At 62.2% G+C, this 25,292-nt stretch carries 21 protein-coding genes; 12 read left to right on the top strand and 9 right to left on the bottom strand.

Annotated elements, in window-relative coordinates:
- Positions 1-537 precede the first annotated feature (537 nt).
- Both AC3IR3_RS00610 and AC3IR3_RS00605 read left to right on the top strand, forming a co-directional pair.
- Positions 538-918, top strand: coding sequence for a UDP-N-acetylglucosamine-peptide N-acetylglucosaminyltransferase (locus AC3IR3_RS00610; protein WP_489195135.1), 381 nt, complete (start codon positions 538-540; stop codon positions 916-918).
- 75 nt (positions 919-993) lie between these two features.
- Complete coding sequence (locus AC3IR3_RS00605; protein WP_489195134.1) at positions 994-1,632, top strand: class I SAM-dependent methyltransferase; 639 nt, start codon at positions 994-996, stop codon at positions 1,630-1,632.
- Between the two features lie 390 nt (positions 1,633-2,022).
- Here AC3IR3_RS00605 and AC3IR3_RS00600 read toward each other — a convergent pair whose 3' ends face one another.
- Complete coding sequence (locus AC3IR3_RS00600; protein ID WP_489196990.1) at positions 2,023-2,898, bottom strand: LysR family transcriptional regulator; 876 nt, start codon at positions 2,896-2,898, stop codon at positions 2,023-2,025.
- A gap of 132 nt (positions 2,899-3,030) precedes the next feature.
- Between AC3IR3_RS00600 and AC3IR3_RS00595 the strand changes: the two genes are divergently transcribed.
- On the top strand, positions 3,031-3,906 hold the full coding sequence (locus tag AC3IR3_RS00595; protein WP_489195133.1) for an aldo/keto reductase family oxidoreductase: 876 nt from the start codon (positions 3,031-3,033) through the stop codon (positions 3,904-3,906).
- A gap of 63 nt (positions 3,907-3,969) precedes the next feature.
- Here the strand turns inward: AC3IR3_RS00595 and AC3IR3_RS00590 are convergent, their stop codons facing one another.
- Both AC3IR3_RS00590 and AC3IR3_RS00585 read right to left on the bottom strand, forming a co-directional pair.
- On the bottom strand, positions 3,970-4,422 hold the full coding sequence (locus AC3IR3_RS00590) for a nuclear transport factor 2 family protein (protein WP_489195132.1): 453 nt from the start codon (positions 4,420-4,422) through the stop codon (positions 3,970-3,972).
- 340 nt (positions 4,423-4,762) lie between these two features.
- The gene (locus tag AC3IR3_RS00585; protein ID WP_489195131.1) at positions 4,763-5,815 is read right to left on the bottom strand and encodes an NAD(P)-dependent alcohol dehydrogenase; all 1,053 of its coding nucleotides are present in this window, start codon (positions 5,813-5,815) and stop codon (positions 4,763-4,765) included.
- 163 nt (positions 5,816-5,978) lie between these two features.
- Between AC3IR3_RS00585 and AC3IR3_RS00580 the strand changes: the two genes are divergently transcribed.
- Complete coding sequence (locus tag AC3IR3_RS00580) at positions 5,979-6,902, top strand: AraC family transcriptional regulator (protein ID WP_489195130.1); 924 nt, start codon at positions 5,979-5,981, stop codon at positions 6,900-6,902.
- A gap of 131 nt (positions 6,903-7,033) precedes the next feature.
- Positions 7,034-7,522 (top strand): ankyrin repeat domain-containing protein, encoded by a 489-nt coding sequence (locus AC3IR3_RS00575; protein ID WP_489195129.1) that lies wholly within the window; start codon positions 7,034-7,036, stop codon positions 7,520-7,522.
- Positions 7,523-7,559: 37 nt separating this feature from the next.
- Here AC3IR3_RS00575 and AC3IR3_RS00570 read toward each other — a convergent pair whose 3' ends face one another.
- On the bottom strand, positions 7,560-8,090 hold the full coding sequence (locus AC3IR3_RS00570) for an anthrone oxygenase family protein (protein ID WP_489195128.1): 531 nt from the start codon (positions 8,088-8,090) through the stop codon (positions 7,560-7,562).
- 43 nt (positions 8,091-8,133) lie between these two features.
- Positions 8,134-8,889 (bottom strand): DeoR/GlpR family DNA-binding transcription regulator, encoded by a 756-nt coding sequence (locus tag AC3IR3_RS00565; protein WP_489195127.1) that lies wholly within the window; start codon positions 8,887-8,889, stop codon positions 8,134-8,136.
- An 80-nt stretch (positions 8,890-8,969) separates the two neighbouring features.
- Here AC3IR3_RS00565 and AC3IR3_RS00560 point away from each other — a divergent pair, with 80 nt between their 5' ends.
- Both AC3IR3_RS00560 and fabV read left to right on the top strand, forming a co-directional pair.
- Positions 8,970-9,602 carry an NUDIX domain-containing protein gene (locus AC3IR3_RS00560; RefSeq protein ID WP_489195126.1) on the top strand — a complete coding sequence of 211 codons (633 nt, stop codon included), beginning with the start codon at positions 8,970-8,972 and terminating at the stop codon, positions 9,600-9,602.
- A gap of 31 nt (positions 9,603-9,633) precedes the next feature.
- Entirely contained in the window at positions 9,634-10,839 is a 1,206-nt protein-coding gene (fabV, locus tag AC3IR3_RS00555) for an enoyl-ACP reductase FabV (RefSeq protein ID WP_489195125.1), read from the top strand.
- 228 nt (positions 10,840-11,067) lie between these two features.
- Here the strand turns inward: fabV and AC3IR3_RS00550 are convergent, their stop codons facing one another.
- Positions 11,068-11,337, bottom strand: coding sequence for a metal/formaldehyde-sensitive transcriptional repressor (locus AC3IR3_RS00550; RefSeq protein WP_489195124.1), 270 nt, complete (start codon positions 11,335-11,337; stop codon positions 11,068-11,070).
- A gap of 56 nt (positions 11,338-11,393) precedes the next feature.
- Between AC3IR3_RS00550 and dmeF the strand changes: the two genes are divergently transcribed.
- Entirely contained in the window at positions 11,394-12,332 is a 939-nt protein-coding gene (gene dmeF, locus AC3IR3_RS00545) for a CDF family Co(II)/Ni(II) efflux transporter DmeF (RefSeq protein WP_489195123.1), read from the top strand.
- A gap of 3 nt (positions 12,333-12,335) precedes the next feature.
- On the opposite strand, the gene pbpC is transcribed toward dmeF, so the two are convergent.
- From pbpC to AC3IR3_RS00530, 3 genes are all read right to left on the bottom strand, one after another.
- Positions 12,336-14,717, bottom strand: coding sequence for a penicillin-binding protein 1C (pbpC, locus tag AC3IR3_RS00540; protein WP_489195122.1), 2,382 nt, complete (start codon positions 14,715-14,717; stop codon positions 12,336-12,338).
- A 48-nt stretch (positions 14,718-14,765) separates the two neighbouring features.
- The gene (locus AC3IR3_RS00535; RefSeq protein WP_489195121.1) at positions 14,766-20,828 is read right to left on the bottom strand and encodes an alpha-2-macroglobulin; all 6,063 of its coding nucleotides are present in this window, start codon (positions 20,826-20,828) and stop codon (positions 14,766-14,768) included.
- A gap of 150 nt (positions 20,829-20,978) precedes the next feature.
- The gene (locus tag AC3IR3_RS00530; protein WP_489195120.1) at positions 20,979-22,163 is read right to left on the bottom strand and encodes a GAF domain-containing sensor histidine kinase; all 1,185 of its coding nucleotides are present in this window, start codon (positions 22,161-22,163) and stop codon (positions 20,979-20,981) included.
- A gap of 168 nt (positions 22,164-22,331) precedes the next feature.
- Between AC3IR3_RS00530 and AC3IR3_RS00525 the strand changes: the two genes are divergently transcribed.
- From AC3IR3_RS00525 to AC3IR3_RS00510, 4 genes are all read left to right on the top strand, one after another.
- Complete coding sequence (locus AC3IR3_RS00525) at positions 22,332-23,360, top strand: sensor histidine kinase (RefSeq protein WP_489195119.1); 1,029 nt, start codon at positions 22,332-22,334, stop codon at positions 23,358-23,360.
- Between the two features lie 221 nt (positions 23,361-23,581).
- On the top strand, positions 23,582-23,998 hold the full coding sequence (locus AC3IR3_RS00520) for a YciI family protein (protein WP_489195118.1): 417 nt from the start codon (positions 23,582-23,584) through the stop codon (positions 23,996-23,998).
- Positions 23,999-24,025: 27 nt separating this feature from the next.
- Positions 24,026-24,466: a VOC family protein gene (locus AC3IR3_RS00515; protein WP_489195117.1), complete on the top strand. Its 441-nt coding sequence runs from the start codon at positions 24,026-24,028 to the stop codon at positions 24,464-24,466.
- A 10-nt stretch (positions 24,467-24,476) separates the two neighbouring features.
- The gene (locus AC3IR3_RS00510; protein ID WP_489195116.1) at positions 24,477-25,247 is read left to right on the top strand and encodes a YciI family protein; all 771 of its coding nucleotides are present in this window, start codon (positions 24,477-24,479) and stop codon (positions 25,245-25,247) included.
- Positions 25,248-25,292 lie beyond the last annotated feature (45 nt).

Raw genomic sequence — 25,292 nt, 5'->3', positions numbered from 1 at the left:
GTGATGACTGCCGACAATCTAAAACCGGGAATCTGGAAGCTAGGGGACCATCCAGGATAGTGATGTCAGATACCACCTACTCGTCGTGTAGGCACTCACCTACAAATGACCGAACTGTGAACTGACGCACATTCACTACCTGGATGCAGCTAATGCAAGAATCGAACTACGCAAATGCGTGCCCAAATCGCTGACGAAGACGTATGAAAACACATCCCTATTCAGTGGCTCGACAAGCCCACGAAGCACGACTATGCAGTGGTCGATTCCTATCTCATCCTGAATATTCGATGCGGCCACAGTCATCATATTTATGAAAGTATTTCGGTGCGCACACTTGTGCGAATTCGCAGTCAAGCACCTACTGCGCACACCAATCCTGTCCCTGTTCGGCGTTAGCAATTCCCACGTCGATCGCGAGAAGATCATCCAGGGCGGGAGGCTATTTCCGGCCTTGTTGGTACGTGACAGCAAGAGCAGAAAGCTCATCCTCGCTGATGGCTGCCATTACCACCTTCGCCCCCTTTGGGAAAGGCTATGGAAGAAGAAACAACCAGCGTGACGGCGGCAGCCAGGGCGCTTGTGAATCAGGCATGGTCCAGCCCGACGAGCTACGAACCTTTGCAGACAGCTCGTACCTTGCTTGAGGACTCACTAAAGGTCGATAAAGACAATGTGGTTGTTCTGACGTGTCTTGGTGCCGTGCTCTGCGATCTCCACCTGCACCCGGAAGCACGGGTAGTTCTGGAGCGAGCCGTGCGGTTAAGGTCAACCGATCGAAATACATTTTTCAATCTTTTCGTTGCGCCGATCGATTCCACGACCCGGAAAAATGCGCGCGCCGTACTCGATCGAGGTACGCATCTCGATCGCGACGACGCCACCTGGGAGGCGTATTTCGATGCACAAGCGCGGTAGTTCATCGCGGTCGAGTGTCTCTATCCGATACCGGTGTAGTGTCAAATCCCTGGAAAGCTGGCGTCCGCCATCTCAATGCTCGACGAAATCGGGAACCATGATCGCCGGATACGGATACGCGGGGAGTACCTCAGCCTCATGAAAGTGCCTGAAAGCGGAATGCCCGAGGAAGAGTACTGGGCACGGTTCTTCGATGTCGAAGGCGCGATGGATGCCTTCCTCGCCGGCGAGCGTGCCGTCAATCAAGCCGTGGAATTCGGCTGCGGCTACGGCACCTTCACCGTAGCGCTCGCGCGCCGGGCGAATGGCCACGTGACCGCGCTGGATATCGAGCCGGAGATGGTCGCGGCCACCCAGGGCAAGGCTGTACTGAACGGCGTGTCCAATATCCATGCGCGGCAGCGCGACTTCATCGCAGGTGGCACCGGACTGGCAGCGGCGAGTCAGACCGATGCGCTGGTTTTCAACATTCTGCACCTCGAGCGGCCTCTCGCGCTTTTGCAGGAGGTGCATCGCGTCCTTCAGCCAGGCGGACAGATTTCGCTTATGCACTGGCGAACCGACGTGCCGACACCCCGAGGCCCGCCCCTGTCGATTCGACCGACACCCAGCCAGTGTGAGCGGTGGCTTGTCGAGACCGGCTTTTTACACGTTCATTCCGTCGACCTGGCGAAGAGCTGTCCCTACCACTACGGGCTAATCGCCACCCGGTAGGCGAGACGGCACGCTCATACGGTACGGGGCGCGAACAGGAATGGCGACCCCGTTACACTGCGGGCAGCCAACGGGATGCTACGGGGTGGAAGCCTCTACGCAGGACGGGAGAAGCCGGCAACTCCTGTCTATATTCACCCGCGAAGCGCAGTACTTATCTATGCGCCAACTCGAAGGGTCTCCTATGCGCGTCACTCGTACCGCCTTGTTGATAGCGACGGTCGTCGCAGCCTGGGTCGCGCAACCCGCTCGAGCTCAGGTCGCCGATGCGTGACCCGCCGATCGGTACAAGCAAGTCGACATGACCTTTTCGCAGTGGCCCGGTAAGACCACGCCCGGCTGCACGGTGGGTAAGGCGATTGTCACCCCGGGTGTCACGTTGGGCCGCGATCAGCGCGACCGGATGAACTCGACAAATGCCCGTAACGGGGCAGGCACATGGCGGCGTCCGGGGTAGTAGAGAAACGGACCGGTAAACGTCTGCCACCACGGCTCCAGCACGGGCTCGAGCGCGCCACTGTCGAGGTGCGGGCGCAACCAGTCCTCGAACAAATGGATCACGCCCAGACCACCCACGGCGGCTTCGACGGCAAGATCCACTGCGGCACCCAGGCGGACCAACAGCGGACCGGTGGGATCGACGCGCACGATTTCGCCGTCGCGCTCGAACTCCCACGTGGGAATCGCGCCGCTGGCAAACTGCCCGCGCAGGCAGGCGTGACCCAGCAGGTCGCGCGGGTGGTCCGGTCGACCTCTTGCATTGAGATAGTCGGGTGACGCGGCGGTCGCGAAACGCTGAAAGCGCGGGCCGATAGGCAACGCAATCATGTCCAGTTCAAGCCGCTCGTCATAGCGGATACCGGCATCGCACCCCGCCGCCAGCATGTCGACAAAGCTGTCCTCGACGATCACGTCCAGCCTGATCTCCGGATAAGCCTTGAGGAAGGGCGTGACGATCGAAGGAAGAACGAGACGGGCGACGGTGGCGGGCACGTTGAGGCGGAGCGTTCCCGTCGGCCGGTCCCGGAAACTATTGACGACGTCCAGTGCCGCTTCCACTTCGCTGAGCGCCGGTACGAGTCGTTCGGCCAGGCGAGCTCCGGCCTCTGTCGGCAGGACACTGCGAGTCGTACGGTTGAGTAGCCGGACGCCCAGACGGGTTTCCAGGCGCCGCACGGCTTCACTCAGACTCGAGGCGGACGTGCCACTTGCGCGGGCTCCTTCACGGAAGCCCTTCGCCTGCACCACCGCCAGGAACGCGAAGATGTCCTGTAGATCCGTTGCCATTGTTCGGTATTCCGCACAACCCGTACCGATTTCACCAGATTATCGTCCAGCCGGTTAGTGCCTATATTCCTGTCGTATCCACATTCGATCAGCACTTTTCCTGGAGGCAACATGACCAACATGACGAAATCGGGGACTTTTTCCCTGGGCGACCACAAGGTGACCCGGCTGGGCTACGGCGCCATGCAGTTGGCGGGCCCCGGCGTGTTCGGACCGCCGAAGGATCGCGATGCCGCGATTGCGGTACTTCGCGAGGCGGTGGCCTCCGGCGTGGATCACATCGACACCAGCGACTTTTACGGGCCTCACATCACCAACCAGTTGATCCGCGAAGCACTGCATCCCTATGCGAAGAACCTGACGATCGTGACCAAGGTAGGCGCTACGCGCGGAGCCGACGCGTCATGGAATGCGGCACAGAGTCCCACGGAGCTGACACGTGGGGTGCATGACAATCTCCGCAATCTTGGCCTCGATGTGCTGGACGTCGTGAACCTGCGTGTCATGGGGGATGTCCACGCGCCCAGCGAAGGATCGATCGAAGAGCAGTTCACGGCGTTGGCGGAGCTGCAGCGGCAGGGGCTGATACGGCACCTGGGCCTGAGCAACGCGACCTCGGCGCAGGTGGCGGAAGCACAGCGCATCGCCAACGTGGTTTGTGTGCAGAACCACTACAACCTCGTACATCGCGAGGACGACGCGCTCATCGACGAGCTTGCCCGGAAGGCTATCGCCTATGTTCCCTTCTTTCCGCTCGGTGGCTTTACGCCGCTCCAGTCCGAGACCTTGTCCTCTGTCGCGCAACGACTCGGCGCGACGCCGATGCAGGTCGCCCTTGCATGGCTGCTCGCACGCGCACCCAACATGCTTCTTATCCCGGGCACGTCGTCGCTCAAGCATCTGAAGGAAAATCTGGCGGCAGCCGATCTCGTGCTTGCGGAAGATGTTCTCGCCGAACTGGAAGAGATCGGACGGAAACGCGGCTGAGACGCGAACTCCTGAAGGCCTCCGCGATCGCGGCGCCATGTCCGCGCGCCTCGATCGCAGCCGTTACTTTTTAGCGGGCAATCGCGAGGCATGACTGGCCACCAGGACCCAGCCGCCCGGTTTGCGCACGTAAGTGTCGGTGAACTGGAAATCCAGCGCATAAGGCTGGCCTTCGCTTTTGCCCTCCACCCGCGTGATGCCGGTGACCACGGCGGCATCGCCATACAGCCGCACTTTCGAATCGCGGTTGCGGAACACGTCGTATTTCGTGCCGCCGCGCAGGTCGGCGACCTCGTCTGCTCGCGTGGTGACCTTGCCGGTGGAGCTGGTCAGCGTGAACGTCGGGTCCAGATGCCGCTCCAGCCAGTCCGCGTCTTCATGCTCGAAAGCCACGCAGATATCGCGTTCGGCCTGCAAGATTTTCTGCACGTCCTCTTTCTCCGAGGACATGGCCGGCGCACTGACGAGCAGTAGCATCGGCAACAACAGCGAAAACAGAGCATCGGCGGTGCGCATGAGCTTCTCCTGCATGAGGCGTCAATTTACCGTATGCGATGCGTGGAAGGCCGGGTCAGAACGCAATTTTTCCTTTCAACGAAGGGTTGCCCGATACATCGCATCTACGCACTTGAGCACCGCGCTGCGACGTGAAACGATCATGCGGGTGAACGGCAGATCCGCCGCGGAGCAGCAGATGACACGGCGCATCGAGCGCGCGATGGCGCTGCTTCGTCGTGGCGACCTCAGCGTCACCGACGTCTGTTTCACCGTCGGCTGCGCGTCGCTGGGCACCTTCACGACAGGGTTCACCGAAGCGGCAGGCGACCGTCGGGTCGCCTGCCGCTTCGCCGTTCCGTCAGGCTGCGATCGTCGCCATATCGATGACGAAGCGGTACTTCACGTCGTTCTTGATCAGGCGGTCGTAAGCTTCATTGACCTGATCGATCCGCACCATTTCGATGTCCGAAACGATGTTGTGCTCGGCGCAGAAATCGATCATTTCCTGGGTTTCGGCCATGCCGCCGATCGCCGAGCCGGAGAGCTTCTTGCGGCCGAAGATGAAGGCCACACCCGTGAGCGGCGGGTCCAGTTCGGTAAGCACGCCGACCAGCACCATGCTCGCCTCACGCTTAAGCAGCGACATGTAGGGATTGAGGTCGTGCGAGACCGGTACGGTGTTGAGCAGGAAGTCGAAGCTGCCGGCATGACTGGCCATAGCGGCCGGATCGGTGGACAGCAGAACCTCGTCGGCGCCGAGGCGCTGCGCGTCCGCGGCCTTGCTCATCGACGTGGTGATCATCACGACGCGCGCGCCGAGTGCCTTGGCGAACTTCACGCCCATATGGCCAAGGCCACCGAGGCCGATCACACCGACCTTCTGGCCGGGGCCTACTTTCCAGTGGCGCAGCGGCGAATACGTGGTGATACCCGCGCAGAGCAGCGGCGCCACGGCCTTGAGATCCATGCTCGCGGGAATGCTGACCACGAAGCGCTCGGCGGCAACGATGGTTTCGGAATAACCGCCGAAGGTGAGCTGATCGCTGCCGCGCTCTTTGCTGTTGTATGTCCAGGTCGCGCCCTGCTCGCAATACTGCTCGAGCGATTCCTTACAGGAAGAACATTCGCGGCAGGAATCGACCATGCAGCCGACGCCGGCGAAATCGCCGACCTTGAGCTTGGTCACTTTGGAGCCCACCCGCGTCACCCGGCCCACGATCTCGTGACCCGGCACCATCGGGAACAGTGCACCGCCCCAATCGTCGCGGCTCTGGTGAAGGTCGGAGTGGCAGATACCGCTGTAAAGAATCTGGATCTCGACGTCGTCATCGCCCGGCTCGCGGCGCTCGAACGTAAACGGGACCAGTGGGGAAGTGGGGTTATGGGCTGCGTAACCGCGAACAGTGGTCATGGGACATATCTCTGGGGGTGGACTGACCCGAAAAGTCTGGGACCTGGGGGCTGGCATATGTATCCAGATCCTGCCGATTTATTGCCCGATCCTGCAAATCTCAGCGCAAGGGACACCGGAAGACAGGCATACTGCCCGGCAGGCCCTACTTCGATGCATCGCTATGGATTCTCACCACTCCGACATGCCCATGGTCGCTATGTCGGCCGAACTCAGCAGCATCATCGCTCGCTTTGCGCCGGCCGATGGCGATCACGCGACGGCCATGCCACTGTTGACCCTGCACAGGTATTCGCAGATCGGCGATCTGTCCTGTGGCATGAGCCGGCCGTCCCTGATCATCGCCGCGCAGGGTGCCAAACGCATTATTGCCGCTGGCGAAGACTACGATTACGACGTCCGGCACTGCCTTATCTCCTCGATCGACCTGCCGGTGATGTCCCGGATTACCGATGCCAGCGTCACGCAGCCGTATCTGTGCATGGCCATGTCGCTCGATCTGAAGCAGGTCGCCGCGCTGATGGCGGACATGGGTCGGCCACGCTCCGAGTCGTCCCCCATCGGCCGAACGATCGCTGTTGGCAAGCTATCCCATCGTTTGCTCGATTCTGCACTCCGGCTGGCGCGCCTTCTCGATCATCCCGACGAGATCCACGTACTGGCGCCGCTGCTCGAGCGGGAAATCCTGTTTCTGCTGCTGAGCGGGGAGCACGGCAGGCGCCTGGGACAAATGGCCGCCGGCGAGAGCGGAGGCAGCAAGGTCGCGCGCGCGATCGACTGGCTGAAAAACCATTACGACAAGCCGTTGAGCATCGACGCGCTGTCGCAGCAACTCAACATGAGCGTCTCGTCGCTGCATCACCATTTCAAGGACGTCACCTCGATGAGTCCGCTTCAGTACCAGAAACAGCTACGACTGCACGAAGCGCGTCGCATGCTGCTCGGTAGCGATGGCGATGTCGGTACGGTGGCTTCGCGCGTGGGTTATGACAGCGCCTCGCAGTTCAGCCGCGAATACAGCCGTCTGTTCGGGGCGCCGCCGTTGCGGGATATCTCGCGGATTCGCGCGACCACTTCCGCCCGCTAGTCGATCGCACTCATCGCCGTCGCGTTTAACCGCTGGCCATTCGACTCGCTCCGGCCGTCTCAAAGCGTTTTAGCCAGTCGTTGTACGATTCGCCGAATCGATCCGGACGATCGTCGTTGGAAACGTTGTTTATGAAGAACCCGAACGTATGCAGGCTGGTCGTTGCACTGATGCTCGCCGTGGCTTCTGTCCCGGTATGGGCAAGTGGCCTGGGGGCGCTGGACAAGAAACTTTACACGGCCGCGCTCAATCAGGATGTCGCGGCCGTGAACACGTTGCTGAGCCAGGGTGCCAAACCCACGCCCAAGGATGCCGGCCGTGAAATGACGCCTTTCCAGGGCGCTATTTATGTCAAGAATGCCACTATCGTCCAGGCGATGATCAAGGCTGGCGCCGACGTCAATGACCCCGATCCGTTCGGTAACGGCGGGCAGACTTTCCTGATGTTCGCCATTCAGTGGGGCGACGAAAATCTTGAGGTGGTCAAGGCCCTGATCGCCGCCAAGGCCGACGTCAATGCCGTACGCAAGAGCACGGCCCAGACGCCACTTTCCGATGCGATACAACAGAACGCCCCGGCGGTCGTCGCTGTCCTGAAGGCAGCGGGCGCGACAAAGTAAAGCCTGACGATAGGCGCGGTCGAACGCTTCACTCGTATCAGACGTTACTTCGATGCTTAGTTGCCGCGTTGAAGGTGGCGGAAAAAACCAGTGCGCGCACGGAAGCGACAAAGCCCACCAGGATCAAAGTCACACGGAACCAGTCCCAGACGATCCAACGCCGCGCCAGTTGAATCGACTCGGCATCGGTGGCGGCAATCTTGCCTGTCGCCGTCCCGTACAGCTGATTGATCATGGGCCAGAACACCGTAGGCGTAATGGCCCAGACAACGACAAAACTGATCACGCCCAGCCACAGCCAGAAACGTGGCTGGGCCGGCGCCCTCCAACCGCTGATCAGAGCACCGATCATGCCGAACACAATCAGGGCCGAGAGGGGCTGGAAGAAATCGCCGGGATTCACAGGGTAACGCGAGCCGTAAGGCAGGAGCACGAACGATGCCGGAGGCGTCGCACCCCACGCACCCGCCAGCACGAGCAGGTCGAATAGCTTGGCACCCAACCCGATTGCCTCGCCGAACACCCATACCCAAAGAAAGAACTGCATCACGCGTAGTCGTGTGAACATTGGCTCCCCCCCACGAAGTCGGTTGTCGTGCGCAAGCCGCAGCTCAGGCCCGAAGGACGGCTATCCCCATGTCCGTAAAGTGAGCGATCGAGGCTTCGGACGTCCCGGACTCTACTACCAGCGTACTGGCTGCGGAGACTTCCCCAATGACGAAAGCCGAGGCGACGTTGATCTTTTCCGCCGAGGCAGGCACGACGACCTCGGCGGCTCGCGCCGCCAGTGCGCGTTTGACATAGGCTTCTTCGAGATCGCTGGTACTCAATCCGGCCGTCGGATGCACTCCCGTGACGCCCATGAAATACACATCGGCCCGGATGCTGCCGATGGCCTCGATGGTGGCCGCGCCAACGGCCACCATCGAATGTCTGAAGAGCCGGCCGCCGATCAGGATGACCTCGATGCCCGGGTGATCTATCAGCTCGACGGCGATGCTCGGACTGTGGGTCACGATGGTGGCCTGGAGTGTCCTGGGTAAGTGCCGGACCAGTTGCACACAAGTCGTACCGCCGTCCACGATCACTACCTGGCCGGGAAGAACGAGGCCAGCGGCCTTACGGGCAATGGCCGATTTGCCGTCCGTGCTGATCCCTTGCCTTTGCGAGAAGTCCACGGCCGCCGGGGACGATGGCAGCGCGCCTCCATGCACACGCTGCAATTTGCCTTCCGCTGCCAGCTCCCTCAGGTCGCGACGAACGGTGTCCTCGGACACGCCGAACTCTTCGCTCAGGGCCTTGGCCAGTACCTGGCCATCCCTTTGCAGGGTGGCGAGGATGGCCTGTTTGCGATGGGTGGTCAGCATGGGTTTGCACGAAATCCATTGACATTGCACGAAATTGCACGATACGGTTCCGACCCGTGTTTGTCTATAGCGAGCGAGCCATGAGTGAAGTCGACGGGCGTGTCCGGGTCATCGAAAGCAAGGTGCTATCGGACGACTGGTCCCTGCTGAAAAAGACGGTGTTCGACCTGCGAAGGGCCGATGGCACCTGGCAGCGCCAGCAGCGGGAAACCTACGATCGCGGCAATGGCGCCACCCTGCTGCTGTATCAGTCTTCGCGGCGCCGGGTCGTTCTTACGCGCCAGTTTCGCCTCCCCGCCTATGTCACCGGCCACCACGGCATGCTGATAGAAGCGCCCGCGGGACTGCTCGACATGGCCACTCCCGAAGAGCGGATCCGAGCGGAAGTGGAGGAGGAAACGGGCTATCGGGTGGGAACGGTCAGGCGTGTCTTCGAGGCGTTCATGAGTCCGGGATCGGTCACCGAAAAATTGTTCTTCTTCGTCGCCGAATACGATGCCGCCTCGAAGATCGGCGAAGGCGGTGGCCTTGAGGCCGAAGGCGAGGACATCGAGGTGCTCGAACTTCCGTTCGACGAGGCCATGGCAATGATCGGAACGGGTGAAATCGAGGACGGTAAAACCATCATGTTGCTGCAGTACGCCGCGCTTCATTTGTTCGCACCCGCCGACAAAACGTCCCTGGAGGCAGCATTTGATGCCCACGCCGATTAGAATTCGGGGTCTTGTCGCGTAGGAGCGTTTCGTGATCATCCATCCCAAGGTTCGTGGCTTCATCTGCATCACCGCGCATCCCACCGGCTGCGAGAAAAACGTGCTGGAGCAAATCGGCATCACCAAGGCCAGCGGCGACGCGGCTTCGGGCCCCAAGCGCGTACTGGTGATCGGTGCCTCCACGGGCTATGGGCTGGCATCGCGGATCACGGCAGCCTTCGGGTATGGCGCGGCGACGCTGGGCGTGTTCTTCGAGAAACCCTCCAGCGAGACCAAGACCGGCACGGCCGGTTGGTATAACTCCGCCGCTTTCGACAAGTTCGCCAAGAAGGCCGGCCTGTACAGCAAGTCGATCAACGGCGACGCGTTCTCGCACGAGACCCGCGCCCGTGCGATCGAGCTGATCCAGCAGGAGATGGATGGCCCCATCGACCTCGTCGTCTACTCGTTGGCATCGCCGGTGCGCAAACTGCCGGATTCCGGTGAAGTCGTTCGTTCCTCGCTGAAGACGATCGGCGAAACATTCACCGCGTCCTCGGTCGATACCAATCGCGACACGGTCGTCCAGGTGTCGGTCGAGCCAGCGACGGAGCAGGAGATCAAGGACACCGTCACCGTGATGGGCGGCGAGGACTGGGCCCTGTGGATCGAAGCGCTGAGCAAGGCCGGCGTGCTGGCCGAACATGCCAGGACCGTTGCTTACAGCTACGTGGGTACGGAAATCACCTGGCCGATCTACTGGCACGGCACGCTGGGCAAAGCCAAACAGCACCTGGACAACACCGCGCAGGCATTGCGCACGCGTTACGCCGCGCAGGGACTGGACGCCTATGTCGGCGTGATGAAGTCGGTGGTGACCCAGGCCAGCGCGGCTATTCCGGTCATTCCGCTTTACGTATCCATGGTGTTCCGCATCATGAAAGAGAAAGGCATCCACGAAGGCACCATCGAGCAGATCAACCGCCTGTTCCATGACGCTCTGTATCGTCAGGACGGCGCGGCGCCGAAGACCGACGACGAAGGCCGCCTGCGCCTGGACGACTGGGAGCTGCGCGACGACGTGCAGGAAGCCTGCAAGGCCATGTGGCCGACGGTGAACACAGAAAATCTGTCGCAGCTGACCGACTACGCCGGTTACAAGTCCGACTTCCTGCGCCTGTTCGGTTTCGCTCGCAGCGATGTGGATTACGACGTGGAAGTCGAACCGAATGCGCACTTCGACGTTGTCGAGCTCTGAGGCACGGCGGAATTAACTAGCATCCGGCCCCATCACCGTCGTCCCTGCGCAGGCAGGGACCCAGGGCGGCAACGCGCGCCCTGGCCATGACGTGCAGGATCACGCTCTCGAAGCGCGAACAGTCGCTGACGCAAAATCCCGTCGCACCGCCCTGGACCCCTGCCTGCGCAGGGACGACGGTGAGGGGGTGTCGAACGTTATCGCCCCCTTCGGGATACGAGCGATCGATTACTTCAGATAGCTCTTCAGCACAGCCAGAACAGGCTCCAGCTCGCTGAGCTGCTGCGGATTGCCGCTATCGGCGACATGCGACACCAGATGTCCCTCCATGATCTGCAGGATCAGGCCGTTGACGGCTCCCCGCACGGCGGCGAGTTGCTGCAACACGGCGCCACACTCTCCATCGCCCTCGATGGCCCGTTCGACGGAGGCCATCTGACCGGCGATCCGGCGGACTCTCGAGATGAGCTTTTTGCGGTCTCCGTGAATATGCGACATGGCAGCCCCACCTTCGGTCATATACTATGGGGGAGTATATAACGGAGTGACCAGCCATGCCCGCCCTCGACGTGTCGCCCTACACCCACAGCCATCACTTCAACGAGGTGAACGCGCACGCCGAACGCAACACCAGGCGCGTCGTGCTGATCACCGCGGTCATGATGGTGGTGGAGATCGTCGGCGGTTATCTTCTGAACTCCATGGCGTTGCTGGCCGACGGCTGGCACATGAGTTCCCATGCGCTGGCGATGGGGTTATCGCTGATGGCGTACGTGCTGGCGCGACGCTACGCAACCGATCGTCGTTTTGCTTTTGGCACCTGGAAAATAGAAATTCTCGGCGGCTTCAGCAGTGCCATGCTGCTCGCCGTCGTCGCGGCGCTGATGATGTATCAGTCCATCGAGCGCCTGTTCGTACCCAGCGCCATCTACTACAACGAAGCCATCGTCATCGCCACCATCGGCCTTGGCGTGAATCTTCTGTGCGCATGGCTGTTGAAGGACGACCATCACCACGATCATGGACATGGACATGACCACGGCCACGCTGATCATGGCGGTCACCACCACCATGACGTAAACCTCCGGTCGGCCTATATCCACGTCATCGCCGACGCGGCGACGTCGGTGCTTGCGATCGTCGCGCTTATCGGCGGTAAGTTCTACGGCGCCTCGTGGCTGGACCCCGCGATGGGCATCGTGGGTTCGATCCTGGTCGCCCGCTGGGCATTCTCGCTACTGCGCGAGTCGGGAAAAATACTTCTCGATGCCGAAATGGATCATCCGGTCGTGCAGGAGGTGCGCGATGTCATCGACGAACAGTTCCCGGAAGCGGCTATCAGCGACCTGCACGTATGGCGGGTGGGACGAGGTAGTTACGCGTGCATCCTCGGACTGGTATCGAGCACGCCGGTATCCGCGGAAGATGTCCGCCGACAGCTGGCCATTCATGAGGAACTGGCGCACGTGACGGTCGAAGTGGCCAAGCCCTAAACGCTACAAATCCGCAGCAATCGACAGCGGTCGCGAATCGCTGCGGCCCTGATCGTCGACAACGCGAACCACGAACTTGCCGGTGCGCTCCGGCTGCCACATCAGCGACTGGCCGGTCGGCGCGCTGCCCAGGTAGGCATTGTCGACGAACCAGTAAAGCTGGCGGCTACTTGCGTCCGTGGTCGCGGTGAACGCGATGCGTTCCTCGCCGATACGCGACGCGCGCATGGTGTATGTGGTGCCGCGCACCGGTGACGTGATGCGTGGAGGATCGCCGGCGGTTTGCGCACCGCCCTGACAGTCCGGCAATGGCGGCGGCGTACGGCGCGCCATGCCCGCCTGCGCGAAGACGCGTTGCAGATCCGATGGCCAGTATTCGTAGACTTCGGTGCGGGTATGCGCCGGGTCGAAAGGCGGACACGCGGGCTTGCCTGTCGCCGTGTCGATAACCACCGGCCTGTGCACGGTGCTTACCTTGATCGGCGATTTTCCTGGTATGAACCAGGTCGTGCCCAGCTGCGGACACCATGCGTTGGGCAGGTCGCCGCTGGCGAGGCAGATGGAAATGCGACGCAGATTGGCGGGATTTCGCCGTATGGGCTCGGCGAGTCCGGGGCGTTCCGCGCGCAAGGCGTCGGCGATGCGAAAGAAAAGCGGGGCCGCCGCCTCGACGCCGACGAAGGCGGGATTGCCGCTGCCGTCGAAGTTGCCGATCCAGATCACGAGTACGTAAGGTCCGAAGCTGCCTGCGGTCCACGCGTCGCGGAAACTCCACGATGTGCCGGTTTTCCAGTAGATGGGCAGGCGCGACGACTGTGCGGCGATGGCATCGTCGGGCCGTGGATTCTGCCGGAGCATGTCCATGGTCATGAAGGTCGCTTCGTCGCTAAGCACCCGGGTACCCGAGGTCTGCGGCTCGTTCGCGAGCATGCGCAACGGCTTCAGACTGCCGCGATTGGCCAGCATGGCGTAAAGGCCGCCCAGCTCCTGCATCGTCACTTCGCCGCCGCCAAGGACCAGCGCGAGACCGTAGTGCGATTCGCTCGCCATGCGGCTGACGCCGGCATCGCGAAGGAACTGGTACAGATTCGGACTGGCCAGACGCGACGCGACATAGACCGCGGGAATATTGCGGCTGCGGATCAGTGCCTGCGTCGCCGTTACCGGCCCCAGGAAATGACCGTCGAAGTTTTCCGGCGTGTAGGGACCGAACGCGGTCGGCACATCGCGCAGCACGGTCTGCGGATGCAGAACGCCCTGATCGAAACCCAACGCATAGATGAAAGGTTTCAGCGTCGATCCCGGCGAACGTTTGGCCAGCGTACCGTTGACCTGCCCTGCGATGGAAGAATCGAAATAGTCGGCCGATCCCACCATGGCCTTTACACCCATATCCCGCGTATCGATCAGCAGTGCGGCGGCGTTGCGGATGCCCCGGTCGCCGGCGTGTTCCACATACTGGCGCACCTGACGTTCGAGGCTGTGTTGCAGACGCAGGTCCAGCGTCGTCGTGACACGCATGTCGCCGCCGCCCTCCAGGCGCCGCGCGGCAAGTATCTGCTCGACGAAGTGAGGTGCTTCGAAGGGCAGGCGCGAAAGGGAACGCAGACGCAGCGGCAAATCGAAAAGTGGCTGCGCGGATTTGTCTTCCGGATGGCGTGAAACCCAGCGAGCGAACAGGCGATTGCGCGATGCCGCCAGCCATTGGTCGATCACGGCGTCGCCGGATGTCGCGTCGGCCTGCAGCCGGCGCGATGGGTCCTGCGGAATGACCGCAAGAGTCAGTGCTTCGGGAAGGCTGAGCCGATCCGGCGATTTGCCGAAGTACGCGAGGCTCGCCGCACCGACGCCTTCCACATTGCGGCCGTACGGCGCGTCGTTGAGATACGCCTCCAGGATGTCGCGTTTGGAGTAATAAAGCTCCAGCTGTACCGCGCGCGCGATCTGCACGATCTTGCCGCGCGGACTCCGCGTGTCCAGCTTCCACAACAAGCGGGCGAGCTGCATCGTGATCGTCGAGCCGCCCTGCGGATGACCGCCCCGCACATAGGTCACCCACGCGCCGCGCAGCAGCCCAAAGGCATTGAAACCGGGGTGCCAGTAGAACCAGCGATCCTCGTGCAGCAAAACGCCATCGGTGACGGCGGGCGAAATGTCCCGGAGCGGCACCCACAACCGATACCGCTGATCGCTCGCCAGCGTCAGACGCAGCAGCCGGCCATCGGCATCATAGACGGCCGTGGACGACGGCAACCACGATCTCAGCGGATCGTGCGGCCACACGCGGAAACCGACGGGAATGGCGACGATGAGGAGCACCGCCACCAGCGCGTTATGCCATCGGACCCGGCGCAGGCGTTGAATGAACTGTCGAAGCGAGATCATGACGAGGACGACCGGCGGCGCGTCGCACGATGCGACGCGTCGCTCGCGTTACTGCTTGCGCTCCACGTTGAGGTACGTGCCGCCGATCGACCGTGCCTGGATGCTCCGGTCGTACAGCGACTCGCCGAACGCCGGCGGCACGATGAATCGACCGGCGTTGGTCGCCTTGATCCGGTAGATGAATTCCTGGACATCGTGTGTCGCGTACCCGTAGATCACCACGCGATCCTCGCGTACGTCGGCGTAATTGGGCGTCCAGGTGGAACCCGGCTGACCGATAGGCGAACGCCAGGCGGGTGTTTCGTCGGCTTCCGACGAATCGGCATTTTCGCTATCCGACGCGTCCGCGGACGAATCGCTGGCGACCGGTGTTTCGTCGGCAACGGGAGGCGGCGTGATAACCGGTTCGAAGCCACCCGGCAGGAGGTCGGTAATCGCGACGTTCAGCACCTCGCTATCGCCCGTGGCGCGGATGCGCAAATGGACGTCGATTTCCTGACCGACGGTGACCTTGTCCAGCGGCTTGCCGTTCGTGTCGGTGTAATCGCGCACGACTTCGATGCCCTGCTTGATCGGCTTCGTCGGCGAGGCGCGGTCGTAACCGGTCTGTGCCACGCCATACCACGCAGTGGTGTCGGCATCGTTGACCAGGCGCAGACGCGCCGCGGAACCGGACCAGTGACCCTGCTGCGTGACGCCGACAGGTGCGGCAATGGGCTTCAGCGTTCCGTTGGCCGCCACTTCGTTGATCGCAAGCTTCGACACATCGCCGCCCGTCTCGGTCGCCCATGCGTCGAGCGCAAGGATGATCATGCCGGACGACAAGGTGTTGTAGCGACCCTTGCCGAGCGGAGCGAGGAGGTTCTTCATGGCCTGCGGCGGCAGCGTCTTCGCCCGGTCGGGGAAGTGTTTAGCCAGCAGGTAAAGCGTTGTGGCGTCGCGAATGACCGGATCGTAGTACTCGTCGTAGCTGTAATCTTCATCCGTTGCAGAGCGCACCAACCGCTTCTGCAAACCAGCGATCAACGTCGTCGCCTGCGGATCCTGATGCAGCAGCTTGTACGACGACGCCAGCCAGCCGGCCGCGAGATCGTCGCGCCATTCTTTCGGAGCCACCTCGTCGAGACGACGCTGTACGGATGCCAGATCGTTGGTGGTGACGTTGCCCTGGCGCGTCAGCAGATAGATCGCATAGGCACGTTCGCGCAATGCGTCCAGGTTGTCGCCGGTATCGTCCGCCGCAATCTGGTGCAACGCGCCGTTCGCCGCCTCGAGCATGTCCTGCGGTACGGCCACGCCGCGGTCGCGGGCTTCGATGAGGTAATGCGTCGCATAGTCGGTAACGAATACGTCGGTGTCGGGTGTCGCCGTCCACAGACCGAAACCGCCCTGCCCGTTCTGGCGCGCATGCAGCGTGTCGAACAGGTTCGCGATCGGGTCGCCTGCCGGACCGGCTCCATCGACGGCCAGCGCCGGCTTCACGTGACCGAACTCGGGCCGCTTACCCAGCACCAGCGCAGGCAGTGCGCTGGAAATGACCTGCTCCGTGCAGTAGTGCTGGAAGTCGACAAGGTAGGCCGCCAGGCCGCGCGCCAGCACCACGGGAACCGTGGAGAACGAGACATCGCGGCGCGCATAGGCGTCGTACATCGAACGCAGATCGCTCACGTCGGTTTTGCCGTGGGCGTCGACGCTGCCGAAAGCCAGCTCTGAGCGCAGCGGCGAGGCCGGTCGCACCGAAAGATCGATGCTCTGTTTCGCACTCTTGTCGCCATAGCTGGCGGTGAAAGTGAAGTTGCCGGATCCCAGCGTGTCGGTGGCGCGAACGCGGAATATCGCAACGCCCTCGCGCATTTCGCCAAGGCTCAGTTTCTGTGACGCATCGCCGACGATCTGCAACTGCGGACCGGTTTTCAGCTGGATGTTGACCGGAACTTCCTTACCGCCAAGCCCCGTCAGGTTGTTGGCCACGCCGACACTTACTTCGACCTCGTCGCCCGGCGCGACCGTGGTCGGCACGTTCGGCGACAGGACGAAGTCGCCGCGTACCGTGGTCGATCCTTCGAACGTTCCGATCTTATCGGGCGACACACTGATGGCCATGACCCGCAGCTTGCCGTTGAAATAGTCGGGCACGCGGTAGGTCAGGTCCTTGCTGCCGTCGACATCGACGATGCCGGACCAGTAAGCCACCGGCTTGTCGCGCTTGCGCTTGAACGGATTGAGCTGGCGACCGATACCGCCGTCGGCATCGCCACCGGGCGCGGCCATCGACATCACCTTCTCGATATCGGGAATGATGAGGTCGAGGATCTGCGAGGTGCCCACTTCGAGCATGCGCTTGCGGAAGAAGTAGTCGAGCGGATCGCCGAGCTTGTAGCGCGCGACCTGCAGGATGCCTTCATCCACCGCGAACACCACCATGCGGGTCGGCGTCGGCGCGGTGAGATGGAAGGTCACTTCGTCGCCGGGTTTCACCAGCGCGGGCGACTCGACCGAGATACCGTTCCGACGCGCGTCGCGATCCACCGAGAACGGCACGACGCCGAAGCTCAACGGGCTCATGAAGATTTCGTCGGACGACGGATCGCGGATGTACTGAACGTTGATGTAGCCATTGCCTTCGAAGTCGGCAGGCACGGCGATATGCTGGACCGAGCTGGTCGAGTCGGCATGGAACCAGGCGTGCGCGTAGACCTTGTCGCGTTCGATGGTGATCAGACCGCTGCCCGCATACGGCGCCCGGACCGCGATATCCACCGTTTCACCCGGAGCGTAGTCCTTCTTCGAAAGCGTTAGCTGCAGCTCGGCGTTACGTTCCAGCGAGCGCGAGACGTTGCCTTCGCCGGCGACCGAGTACGCAACACGATTGACCTCCTTGCCCGCGGCGTTCTTCACGACCAGCGCGAAGTTGCCGGGCTTGTCGGTCGGCAGCGTGACATCGAGTCCCGCGGCGGGAATCGTCAGGTCCGTTTCGTTGACCGTGGTTTCGCGTGCTTTGGATTCGTATTTGAAGACGCCCGAGTCCTGCTTCGTCAGCACCGACACGTAGCGCGTCTCGACGATGGCCTGTTTCAGGCCCTTGAGGTCGATCTTCTTCGCTTTCGGATCGATGGCGATCAGGTTGACGATGCGCTTCGCATCGCGCGTCACGTAGTCGAGATTGTCGACGGCGCGATAACCCACGAGCCAATCGTTCGACGACACCATGCCCTGCGTGGCCGCGGCAACGCCACGCCCACCCTCGGCCTCGTAGGCCTTGGCGAGGAAGTAGAGCTGATAGGTGGCGTCGGCATACTTCGTCAGGTCGAGCTTGAATTCCGCATGGCCCTTATCGTCGGTCTTCGCGTCTTCCAGCGATTCCTCGAAGCCTTCCTTCGCGCGACGGATGTCGTAGAAATGATAGTCGCGATAAGTGCGGAACGCAGGGAATGCCGGGCGCAGCGTCAACGAACCTTCGACGCGCCTGTCGGCGGCCGGGGTGCCGAACAGGTTCTGCACATCGACCACGGCTTTCAGATCGGCGGGATGGACCCAACCTTCGGTTACCTGATCGGAGAGCCGTGCCACGACCTTCATGCGGTCGGGCTGGAACTCCTTCACCTGCACGGTGGTGCTGCCGATCTGTGCACCGGCTTTACCGTCCTTGGCGATGTACAGATTCACCGTCCAGTTGCCGGTGGGCGCGGTTTCGGCCGGGGTATAGCTGAGTTCGGCGAAACCCGACGCATCCATGGCCACCGGCTGCTGACGCACTTCGGTACCGCGCGGATCGACGATACCGGCCACCAGCGGCATACCGGCGACGCTGCGCGTCCAGGTGGATGCACGCACGATCATGCCGATATGGAACAGGTCGCCCGGACGATAGATGCCGCGGTCGGAGAACAGGTACGCGGAAAGCTGACCCTGGCTGCGCGCGTTGGGTTCGCCGCCAATATCGAAGCGGGAGTAATCCAGCACACGGTCGTACGCGCCGATGGGCAGGAAGGACAAATCCTCGCCCTGGCGAACCACGTACATCTCAGGCGTCTTTTCCTGATCGAAACCCTTCAGGCTGGCGAAGTGCACCATGCCATCGGCCCCCGTGGTCTGCGTGAACAGCGTGCTGCCGTTCTTCGCGATGACCGTTACCGTGGCACCCGCTACCGGCGAACCGGTACGAATGGACTGAACGAAGACATCCTGGCTTCCGTCGATCGACCGCTTGGCGAGCACGCCCAGATCGGTAATGACGACAAGCCGGTCGTCCGTCGGCCACCCGGATGCCGAAGAATCGCTTTCTCCGCCTTCGTTTTCGCTTTCGCTATCGCCTTCCGCATTGCTGTCGGCCTGCGAATTGTCGTCGATCGAGGCAGCCGCCTCCTCCGGCGTCCCGCCTGCCTGCTGCGCAGCCAGTGCACGCGCTGCCTTTTCTTTCTCGGCGGCGGCTTTCTTCTCCGCCTTTTCGTCGTAGCCCGTCAGGCGCAGCAGGAACACACCGCGCTTGCCCGACGCCAGATACTTGCCGAGATCGACGCCCTCGTAATGAGCCTTGCCCGGATCGTCCGCCGGGAACGGAATCTTCTGCACGAAACGGTCGACGATATGGTCCGACGTCAGGCCATACATATGCGGCCGGGTCGTGCTGCCGCCATTCAACGAAACGAGATGCTGCAACTGATCGGGCTGGACGCGGCCAATCTCGAGCGTCATGCCCGGCATGTTGCGGGACACGACGGAGATACGCTTCGAACCGCTCATCGACAGCAGCGAGCCGTCGGCCATGAAGCGAAGCAGCTTGGGATAGTCGGGCACGGTAAGCGTTTCGGCGCGCGGCTTGGCCATGATGTAGCCGCCGAACGATGCCAGGCCCTTGTCGACGCGAACGTAGATCCGCTGCCCCGGCTTGGCCTGGTAGCGGAAGCTCTGCATCTGCGCGTACGCGTTCTCGGTCGGAACGACGTCGAGCTTCAGCGGCGTGGCCTTGCGCAGCAGGTCTTCGCCGATCTCGCTCGTCGACCAGGCATAGGGCGTGTCGCGATTCTCGCCCGATCCCTTGGGACCGTCCTGCGGAAGAATCCAGCCGTGGATACGTTTGGCCAGCTCGTTGTCGCTGACCGCTCCGGTCACGTTGAGTACCAGCACCTGTTCGGGCTCGAATCGTGCGTTGTCGACCAGCGTGGCGGAGATCTCGTCGATACCGAGGCTATACAGACCCGGCACGTGGACCGACGTTTCGATGTCCTTGCCGGTACCGTCGCCGCCGCGCGCACTGCGCGCGCCCGAATCGACCAGCAGGCCCACGGAGCCGTCGTCGCGCGGCAGCTCCAGTGGCTGGGAGTGGACGAAGGCGTTGAGCCGGCGCTCGTCATAGGTGACGCTGAACTTCAGGTCGCCCGCCGGCTTCTTGTCTTTGTCGAGCATCCGGACATGCACGCGCTTTTCGAACTGCGCCGCGTCGACCGGGTAATTGAAAGCGACCTGGACGATGGTTTTCTTCATCGTCGGGTTTTCGGGGTCCTGGTAAAACTCGCCGTGCCGGATGCTTGCCACGAACGGGGCGGTGTCGAAGGTGAAGTGATCGTCGGCCAGCAGCAGCGCCGGTGCGAAGACCTTCGCCTTATCGAACGAGACTTCGACATGACGGCCTACCGGCCAGTCTTCGGCGGGCACGAACTTCAGCGTCCGGTCGTTCTCCCAGGTCCACTGACCGGCGAGCTTCGGATTCATCACGATGCCGTCGGTGACGGGCTTCTGCAGGCTCTCGATGCGCGCAGCCGAACCGGAGAACCGGACGAACAACGGATGGATGACGACAGGCGTCTGGTCGTAGGCGCTGGGCGCGGGCGCCGGCGCACTGAACGTGATCCGGTTCGGCTCGGGTGCCTTCGGCCGGTTCTGATACCAGTGCCAGCCGAACCAGCCGCCGACGATCAGCACGAAGGCCGCGGCGACGATGCCGGAAACGCGTAGCGGATGACGCCGTACCTCGTTCCCCGCAGCGGGTACCCAGGCCGGAGCGTTCCACGACATCTGGCCGAAAACCGGGCGAAGCACTCGCGCCAGCAACCAGAGGAGACCGCGCATGAAGCGCACGGGAAGCAGGGCGATAAAGCGCAGCAGATCCATAATCCGTTTCGATCCTTGCCAGTTGTTTTGATGCTCCTACGTCGCCCGACGGACTGACCGCGAGCGAGACATAAGAAACACATTCCCCATGAAAGCCTGCCAGTACACCATGGCCGGGTAACGGCGGGATTCTGACATAGCCAGGGCAGTTCAGTTCATCGGGCTGCCCGGCAACCGGAAGGTAAAGGAGGTCTGCTTCATATCGGACGAGCCGACGAGCGTGCCACCGTGCGCTCGGGCAATCTCGGAAGCAATGTACAGACCCAGGCCCAGACCCGGCTTGGGTTGGCCGGAACCCACACGAGAGAACGGCTGGAAAATCCGCGCCATCGTGTGGGACGGAATCGGCTGGCCACCATTGGATACGGTCAGGTGAAACCCTCCCTGCATCGATCCGGCTTCGACGACCACGGGCAGTTCGCGATCGCCATGCGTCATCGCGTTGTTGAGCAGATTGGCAAGCAACTGCGCTACGCGTCGCGGATCGCAGGTAACCGGACGATCGATGGCGATGCGAACGTCGAGCGCACGTGCCGGGTGGGTGGTACGAACCTCTTCGATTACCTGCCGCATATCGTCCGCGAGGCTGTCGCAAGCCCGCAGCGCAAGCGGAATGCCCCCGCCCAGACGGCCACGGGCAAAATCCAGAACGTTGTCGATGAGGTCCGACATGCGATCGCAACTGCGGCGCATGAGGCCAACCGTACGACGCATGCGCGCATCCAGGGGCATCGCTTCCAGCGACTCCGCACCCAGCCGGATCGCATGCAACGGACTGCGCAGGTCGTGTCCCACCACGGCGATGAACTGCTCGCGCAAGGTCGCCACGGCATGGGCATCGGCAAGTGCACTGTCGCTGGCCTCCAGACGGTCTTCCAGGTCCAGTTGGGAACCGACCAGTTGGGCCAGCAAGGTAAGGGTCTTCAGGATATTCGGATCGTCGAGCGGAGTCGGCCGCGGATCGAGCGCGCACAGCGTGCCGAAGAAACGGCCGTCCGCGCGAATGATGGGAATTGAGACGTAGCTCTCGAATCCGTACATCTTCGGTGTCGGGTGACCGGCGAACTGGGGCGTCGCGCTCGCGTGACCGAAGATGACCGGTTGGTGGTGCTGGCGTATCTCGTTGCAGATCGTGGACTCGAGCCCGAGCTCGCCGCCCGGCTTCAGCCCGAAATCGACGTCATCCCGAACGGCGCAGGCCACCCAGGAGCGATCGGTGACGCGAGCCACGGCGGCAAAACGCATACCTGTCGTATGTGTAACGACTTCGAGAATCGTCGGCACAGCGGCTATGCGCGCAATCGCTTCGATGTCCCGCGCTATTCCCGGCTCCATGACCCTGGATTCACCCCGTTTCGATGGGCGCCAGCATACCGGTTTAGTGGACCGTGTCACGGTCCCGCAACGATCGCGTTATTCGTCGTGCACGGGCCACGTAGGGGCGCTAGGATAGTGCTCCGGCGCTCGCTACGGATGCGGGGGCGGCCCTGGAAGGGTGAATCGATGACCGAAGATGCCGCCAGTCCCGTACTGCGTGCCGCTGAAATGGGCGATCGCGAATTCCGCGAACTGGCCGATTTCGCGCCGGTAATGATCTGGCGGTCCGGGCTGGACAAACTGTGCGACTGGTTCAACCGTTCCTGGCTGGAATTCACCGGACGGTCCATGGAATCCGAACTCGGTTTCGGCTGGGCGGAAGGAGTCCATCCCGACGACCTGGAACGCTGCATCGAAATCTATACCAACGCGTTCGACGCACGTCAGCCGTTCTCGATGGAGTATCGCCTGCACCGTGCCGATGGGGAATTCGTCTGGCTGCTGGACAACGGCGCGCCTTTTTATCGCGACGGCGAGTTCGCCGGCTACATGGGTAGTTGCGTGGACGTGACGGGTCACCGCGAGGCGCAACGTGCGCAACGCATCCTGATCAACGAACTGAACCACCGGGTGAAGAACACCCTGGCCATCGTCCAGGCGATGGCAAACCAGACGTTCCATGGCGAACGCACGACGGCGGAATCGCTGGCCATTTTCGATGCGCGCGTCCGCGCGCTGGCCAGCGCACACGACCTGTTGGTATCGAAAGCGTGGAACGACGTGCCGTTGCGCCGGATTATCGAGTCGGCCGTCGCGCCCCACGACCCTGGCAACGATCGTATTTTCGCCGACGGACCGAACCTGATGCTCCGTCCCGAAACCGCCGTCTCCGTCGCTATGGCGGTCCATGAGCTGTTCACCAACGCGGCGAAATACGGTGCGCTTTCCAACAACGCGGGAACGGTCACGATGCTCTGGACCATCGACGACGCCCAGAATCCTCCCCGCCTGACCGTGAACTGGAAAGAGCATGGCGGCCCCGTCGTCGTCACGCCGGCCCAACGCGGCTTCGGTACGCGATTCATCGAGCGTGTCCTGGCCGGTCAGGTCGGCGGCACCGCTGTCGTCACCTTCGCGATCGACGGCCTCGAATGCACGTTCGAGGCCCCCATCCGTACCGGGCGCCAGGATCGAAGCGAACGCCGTCGCGCCTGAGTGCGCGCCATTCACCCACGTTGGCGCATCATCTCGTCCGGCGAGGGAAGCCGCACGCCGCTCTATCGATGCAATCCATTGATATAGATGACAAAGACAAGCCAGGCTATCAGGGCGAAAAATATTTCGATGCGATATGTCGATTCCGGTCGCCGTTGTTCGACGTCATCACAAGAGCGCGGGATTCCCCCGCTCGCGCAGCCCTATAAGGAGATACAAACATGCGTTTCATGGTGATAGTCAAAGCCAATGCGGACTCGGAAGCCGGCGTGATGCCGAGCCAGGATTTGCTGACCCGGATGGGTCACTACAACGAAGAACTGGTCAAGGCGGGTGTCCTGCTGGCCGCCGACGGCCTGCACCCCACGTCTCGCGGCGCCCGGGTGCGCTTTACCGGCAACCGTCGCGACGTCATCGATGGGCCCTTCACCGAAACCAAGGAACTGATCGCTGGCTTCTGGATGATCCAGGTCAGGTCGCTCGCCGAGGCCATTGAGTGGGTGAAGCGCGTACCGATGGAGGATTCGGAAATCGAAATCCGCCAGGTCTTCGAAGCGGAAGACTTCGGCGTCGAATTCACGCCCGAGGCCCGCGAGCAGGAAGAACGTATCCGCGCCCATCTCACCGCCAAGCACTAATCCCCCCACGTCAAGGATTCCCCGATCATGAAACTTCAGCCCTATCTGATCTTCAACGGTAATTGCGAAGAAGCATTCAAGTTCTATGAAAAGGCGTTGGGCGGGAAGATCGCGATGATCTCGCGATTCAAGGAGATGCCGGCTTCGGAGCCCAAAAGCGACGACGGCTGCGCCCCCGGAGAGATTCCGGCGAACTGGGGCGACAAGCTGATGCACGTCCGGCTGGAAATCGGCGATCAGGTGCTGATGGGTTCGGACAGCCATCCCGCCTTTCCGTACACCGGCATCCATGGATGCAATCTCGCTATCGGCTACGACGACGTGACCGAAGCCGAACGCGCGTTCAAGATCCTGAGCGAAGGCGGCCAGGTCACGATGCCTTTCCAGCCAACATTCTGGGCCAAGGGTTTCGGCATGTGTACCGACAAGTTCGGCGCGCCGTGGATGGTCAACGGCCCGATGGCCTGAAGGAGGCGTCATGCGATTCCTGATCGTCCGTAAAGCGGACAACGACACCGAAGCAGGCATGCCGCCCAGCCAGGAATTGCTGGACGAGATGGCGCAATACATCGATACGCTCGCCGCGGAAGGCCGTCTGCACACAGGCGAAGGACTGAAGCCCAGTTCCCAGGGCGTCCGGGTCACCTTCGCGAACGGCCAGGCGACGGTCGTCGACGGGCCGTTCGCGGAAACCAAGGAACTGGTGGCGGGCCTCAGCATCATCGAAGCGGACTCCATGGACGATGCCGTGGATTGGGTGCGCGACTGGCCCGTTATCGACGGCCATGGCGAGGTCTGCCTCGATATCCGTTCGATGGGTTGCCCTGGCGGTCTTCCGGGGTTCTCGAATCCCGATAATGACGACGAGGCGACGAAACCCCGCTTCGCCGTGCTGCTGAAGTCCGATGACGATGCCGAACGCGACGTCGATCCGGGCCCGGCGGTGCTCGGCGCGATGGCCGCTGGCATCCAGGCGGGTATCGAAGCCGGGTTTCTGCTTGCCGGCGAAGGCCTGCGTTCGAGCGCCAGCGCGAAGCGCGTACGGTTCAGCGGCGGCAAACCCGAGGTCATCGACGGACCGTTCGCCGAGGTGAAGGAGCTGGTCGCCGGCTACTGGATTCTGCGCATGGCCTCCATCGACGATGTCATCGAATGGGTGAAGGGTTATCCGTTCCCGAACCGGCATTCGGCGCGGGTGGAAATCCGTCAGCTTTACGAGGTCTCCGAGCTGGTATCGGCGGCGACCTGACTGGCTTGTTGTATCGGTTTGTGCAGGAACGCTCTTGAGCGCTCC

It is taken from the genome of Luteibacter sp. GL_149 (assembly GCF_057834065.1).
The sequence above is the reverse complement of the archived record's forward strand: the minus strand, read 5'-3'. Positions and strand labels throughout refer to the sequence as shown.